At 62.5% G+C, this 2,481-nt stretch carries 2 protein-coding genes; both read left to right on the plus strand.

All coding sequences use genetic code 11. The features are described 5' to 3' along the window. Positions 1 to 206 precede the first annotated feature (206 nt). Positions 207 to 1,202 carry a lipopolysaccharide heptosyltransferase I gene (gene waaC, locus WCA53_RS07980; RefSeq protein WP_423907729.1) on the plus strand — a complete coding sequence of 332 codons (996 nt, stop codon included), beginning with the start codon at positions 207 to 209 and terminating at the stop codon, positions 1,200 to 1,202. A gap of 188 nt (positions 1,203 to 1,390) precedes the next feature. After that, entirely contained in the window at positions 1,391 to 2,326 is a 936-nt protein-coding gene (locus WCA53_RS07985) for a flagellar brake protein (RefSeq protein ID WP_423907732.1), read from the plus strand. Positions 2,327 to 2,481 lie beyond the last annotated feature (155 nt).

Consider the following 2,481-nt stretch of genomic DNA (forward strand, 5'->3'; position numbering starts at 1 on the left):
GTTTCTTTGCTTCGTTTCTTTGCGCGTTTGCAAAGAAATGAAGTCCCGCCCCGGATAGGGGCTAACAGTAATAAGCAAGAAAATCCGACTTAAGCAGAACGACCACGCGAGCAAAAGGACTCAATGCTATCCCCACACTCGCCGCGAACAGAACCCCCCGCCCCAAACCGCCCCAGAGACCCCTTAGCAGGCAGCAGCCACCCCCGATGAAGCGAATCCTCATTGTCAAAGTGACATCCCTAGGCGATATCGTCGAGACCCAACCCGTCGTCTCCGACCTGCGCAGCGCGTTCCCTGACGCGCAGATCGACTGGGCTGCCGATGCCGCGTTCGCCGACATCATCCGATGGAACTCCCGCGTCGACCGCGTACTGAGCGCGCCCTTGCGCAAGTTCAAAAAGGCGCGCAACTGGGCAGACCTGAAGGGAATTGCAGCGTCCATCGGCGAGTTGCGAGCGATAAAATACGACGCAATCCTGGACATCCACGGCGCCTACAAGAGCGCGATCATCGCGTTCCTGGCCCGGGGGCGAAAGCGCTATGGCTACCGCAACAAGGACCTCGGCGAGCTCGGCGCAGCCTTCGCGTACAACGCGCGTTTCAGTCCGCGACCGGCCACCGACGCATGGCGCGGAATGCGGGTAAGCGTATCGGAAGCGCTCGGCTATCAATTCGATGACACGCCCGACTTCAATCTGAGCCTGCCTCCGCTCGACGTGCCCCTGGAAATTCCTCCGGGCGCGCCGATCGCGATGCTGTTCCACGCAACGTCCGCCGATGTCAAGAAATGGCCGATCGAGCGATGGGCCGAAACGGGACGCTGGATCGCGGCGCGTGGGTACGCAATCGTGCTGCCGTGGGGCACCGATCGCGAGCGCGCGGAAGGCGAGCAGATCGCGGCGCTCGTTCCGGGCGCGAAGGTGTTGCCCAAATTGAGTGTGCCGCAATGCGCGCACTGGATAGGCGCGTCGGAACTCGTAGTGGGCATGGACACGGGACTGGTCCATCTGGCGCACGCGCTGGGGCGGCGCACCGTGATGATATTCACCGCCACGTCAAGGGAGCATTTTGGCGTGGTGGCGCCGGGACGATCGGTTTCCGTCGGCGATCAACTCGCCCCGCCCGATGTCGCCGCAGTGCTGGCAGCGATCGAGAGCGTGTCGGCGGGCAGCACATTACAGATTCCCTCTGCTGCGCCGTAATACATAGACACCGCCGTGACATAAAGACAACGCTTGCCTGATCAAGCATCGCTTCCGCAAGCGAAAATTGACTCATTCAAGCATAATAATCGGAAGCTTTAACCGAATTAACCGGTACGCGAGACGATATCGCACCGATTGACGGCATTTTTTTGCAGGTTAGACGAGCGCTTGCCCTGAAACGAACCATGCCGATCATGCCCGCTGCCGCCACGCTTGAAACACCGACGTTTTCGCCTTCTGCGCGCCTGCTGCCCGACGATGTCCCCGTCGGCGAGCCGCTTGCCTGGTCGATTGTCACCGCGGACGGCGTGCTCTTGCTGGAAACGGGCGCGATTATCCACAGCGAGGCGGCGCGCAGCTTCCTGTTCGCGCATTTCGAGCCGTTCAGGGAGGATGCCGCGCGAGGCGTTGCGGGGGCTGACGGCGCGAACTCATTCGCGCCAAGTCAGCCTGACATCAGCAATGACCCCTTCACGCTCGATGACATCGGCCTGAAGATTGGCGCACGTCTCGGCGTGCGCAGACAGGCAGCAACGGCCATGTATTCGAGTCGCGTGATCGGCTTTTCTTCCGCGGGGCCGCATCGGCCGCGCGCTGTTTTCGTCACGCAGCCGGTCATGTCGGGCAATGAGCCACTGGATTTGACGCGCGGCGATGAGGTCGAGCTGGTGGCGATTACACCGCGTGCGGTTTTCCACTTTGTCTGCACGGTCGACGCGGTGTGCCGCGACCCATTCGACTACTTCGTGCTGTCGGAGCCCGGCTCGATTCGCCGCTTGCGTTCGCGCAGATTCATGCGCATGCCGACCCACCTGCCGGCCCGGTTCGCCGATGCAGACAGCGCTGACGCCGGGCTTGAACTTGGCCTGGTTCGCGACATCAGCCCGTTTGGGATGTCGCTCGCGGTGCTCGAACCACGAGCGAAACTCGGCGACCGGCTACGCGTGTTGTTTCACTTCAACACGGACGAGACGGATGTCGAGGTCGACTGCCGCGCGATCGTGCGCCACGTCAATCCTGCCGACGCGAACGGCGCTCAAGGTGCCTATGGGCTGGAGTTCGAGTCGCTCGACCCCTCGCAGCGCATTGCGTTGAAGTCGTTCATGGCCGAGAAGGCGTGAACGGGAAGACGTGAGCGGGAAAGGCATAAGGGGAAGGCGTTAGCGCGCGCTGCCCCCAAACGCATCAAGCGGCGGGAAAACCATCCGGGAACAGCCGTTCCACTGCCGCCTCGAAGTGCTGGACCGGCGCCGCGCCGCGCAGCGCGATCGGCGGC

The organism is Caballeronia sp. (assembly GCF_049581465.1).
GTDB lineage: Bacteria > Pseudomonadota > Gammaproteobacteria > Burkholderiales > Burkholderiaceae > Caballeronia.